The sequence below is a fragment of the Lonsdalea britannica genome (assembly GCF_946477055.1).
Taxonomy (GTDB): domain Bacteria; phylum Pseudomonadota; class Gammaproteobacteria; order Enterobacterales; family Enterobacteriaceae; genus Lonsdalea; species Lonsdalea britannica_A.
The window spans coordinates 1-2,636 of record NZ_CAMKXG010000371.1 but is presented as its reverse complement, the minus strand read 5'-3'; the positions used below and the strand labels follow the sequence as shown (position 1 = coordinate 2,636).

Sequence of the window (2,636 nt, the reverse complement as noted above, 5' to 3'; positions counted from 1 at the left end):
CAACATTCGGACACAATATCTACCTTAATAATTTTTTAATGAATTAAATAATTGAGACGTATCTTAAAAACGCTTCATATAGTACCCAGCGAGTTTGACGCATGGCAATGTAGTCTAGAATAAAGCAGGCAGGGGGGAAACCATGCGTAAGGTCAAGGTCGGATTGGCTTTGGGGTCCGGTGCTGCAAAGGGATGGGCACATATTGGCGTCATCAAAGCGTTAAAAGATCTCGGCATTGAGCCTGAGATTGTCGCCGGATGTTCGGTCGGCTCGTTGGTCGGCGCAGCCTATGCGACCAATCAGTTGGACAGCATGGCCCGTTGGGTCGGTGGTTTTGGCTATTGGGATGTGATTCGATTGATGGATCTATCCTGGCGCCGAGGGGGATTACTGCGGGGCGATCGCGTTTTCGAGCATGTTCGTCAGCTGTTGCGTACCCAGCGTATTGAAGATTGCGCGATCAAGTTTGGCGCGGTCGCCACCAATTTGAGTACAGGTCGTGAACTCTGGTTAACAGAGGGTGACCTGCACTTGTCTATACGCGCTTCATGCAGCATGCCGGGATTGCTATCCCCGGTTTCGTTCAACGGTTACTGGCTGGTGGACGGCGCTGTCGTTAATCCTGTCCCCGTGTCATTAACACGGGCAATGGGGGCGGATATCGTGATTGCCGTTGATTTACAACATGATGCAAGTCTGAAAAGTCACGATTTGCTCTCAGTGAAACCGCCGCAGCCGGAGATGGACGTCGTGTCTGTGGGGGGATGGTCGCGACGAATACGCGAACGACTTCACTTGGGAGGGCGACAGCCTGCGGAAGTCAGGCCCACGGCGATGGAGATTATGAGTACCTCAATTCAGGTGCTCGAGAACCGTCTGAAAATGAGTCGTATGGCCGGGGATCCGCCGGATGTGCTGATTCAACCCTACTGCCCGCAAATAGCGACACTGGATTTCCACCGCGCGCAGGAAGCGATAGACGCGGGCAGACTGGCGGTGGAAAAACAACGAGAGATGTTATTGCCATTGGTTTACCGGGCTACCTGATTACCGTTAGGTAGCCTGAATTACAACATCAGCAAGATGAATATGAACAGACTGAGTTTTAAGGGGTAACTAATGGCACGACCATTAACGGGGAAAGATATTTTAATCGTTGAGGATGAGGCTGTTTTCCGCTCGGTGCTGGCTGGTTATCTGACGTCATTGGGTGCCAACATCATAGAAGCGGACAATGGCCAGAATGCCTTCGATATGATTACTCACCAACAGCCGGATCTGATCATCTGTGACTTGAATATGCCTACGATGGGCGGATTTGAATTTGTCGATCGGTTTCGTCAGCAGAATACAGATACGCCTATTCTGGTCATTTCGGCGACCAGTCATATGGCGGATGTGGCGAAAATATTACGGCTCGGCGTGCAGGATGTCCTGCTGAAACCGGTTAATGATTATAATCGATTACGTGAAACGGTCATGTCATGCCTTTATCCTGATATGTTTACTTCCCAGGTCAGTGAAGTCGACAAATTAATGCAGGATATGGAATCGCTGAATCAATGTCCGGCCGATGTCAACAAGCTTCTCGAGCAATTACAGCCGCCCGTCAATCAAACGATTGCACAATGTCGTATTAATTATCGGCAGCTAACCGTCGCGGATCACCCGGGGTTGGTATTGGATATCGTGGCGTTATCGGAAGATGAACTGGCGTTTTACTGTCTGGATGTGACGCAGGCCGCTCATAATAATGGTGTGGTGGCTGCATTGTTATTACGCGCATTATTCAACGGGCTGTTACGTGAGCACCTAGCTAACCAGCAGCGCAAGCAACCTGAATTATCTATGTTGTTAAGACAAGTAAATCAATTGTTGCGTCATGCCGGGCTTAAAGGAGAATTTCCATTATTGGTTGGGTATTACCATCACAGTGTTAAAAAACTGATTCTTATTTCTGCAGGATTACATGCGACGCTTAGCGTAAAAGAAAATCAGTTGATGTTGCATAGTGGTATTCCGCTGGGCGCAAAGGATAGCGCTTATCTCAATCAACTCGGTTATCAGTGCGAATCGTGGCAGTGTCAGATATGGGGAAGCGGTGGGCAGTTACGTTTAATGGTTTCTACGGATTAATCCGATGGTCACCGAGATAAGCATACTTCAACCTGTAGCGACGCATTGTGATTATTTGGATTTCTACAATTTGAGGGGTAATGCGCTTTCTTTTTCCGAGTATGAGTCTGTACCGAGCAATGCGTATCGGAACTGATATACTCAGTGCTTATGTTTAGAAGATAAATAAAGCTCATTATTTGAACGAAATATACGAGGTTGTTTATGTCAGCTGTCAATAAAAAAGTAAAAAAAGCGGTCATTCCTGTGGCCGGGCTGGGTACGCGTATGCTGCCAGCCACTAAGGCTATTCCTAAGGAAATGTTACCGCTGGTTGATAAACCTTTAATTCAATACGTAGTCAATGAATGTATTGCGGCAGGCATTAACGAAATTATTCTGGTTACGCATTCCTCCAAAAACTCGATTGAAAACCACTTCGACACCAGCTTTGAACTTGAAGCTATGTTGGAAAAACGCGTCAAGCGTCAGTTATTGGATGAAGTTAAATCTATTTGTC

3 protein-coding genes are annotated in these 2,636 nt (G+C 47.3%); all 3 read left to right on the top strand.

The annotated features are described in order from the left end of the window. Nucleotides 1-142: 142 nt before the first annotated feature. Entirely contained in the window at nt 143-1,048 is a 906-nt protein-coding gene (rssA, locus tag Q7O77_RS16785) for a patatin-like phospholipase RssA (RefSeq protein WP_304169884.1), read from the top strand. A 72-nt stretch (nt 1,049-1,120) separates the two neighbouring features. After that, a complete protein-coding gene (gene rssB, locus Q7O77_RS16780) occupies nt 1,121-2,137 on the top strand; it encodes a two-component system response regulator RssB (protein ID WP_304169882.1) in 1,017 nt (338 codons plus the stop codon). Nucleotides 2,138-2,341: 204 nt separating this feature from the next. Further along, nucleotides 2,342-2,636: sugar phosphate nucleotidyltransferase (locus Q7O77_RS16775; protein ID WP_304169880.1), on the top strand; the 295-nt coding region annotated here is incomplete at its 3' end.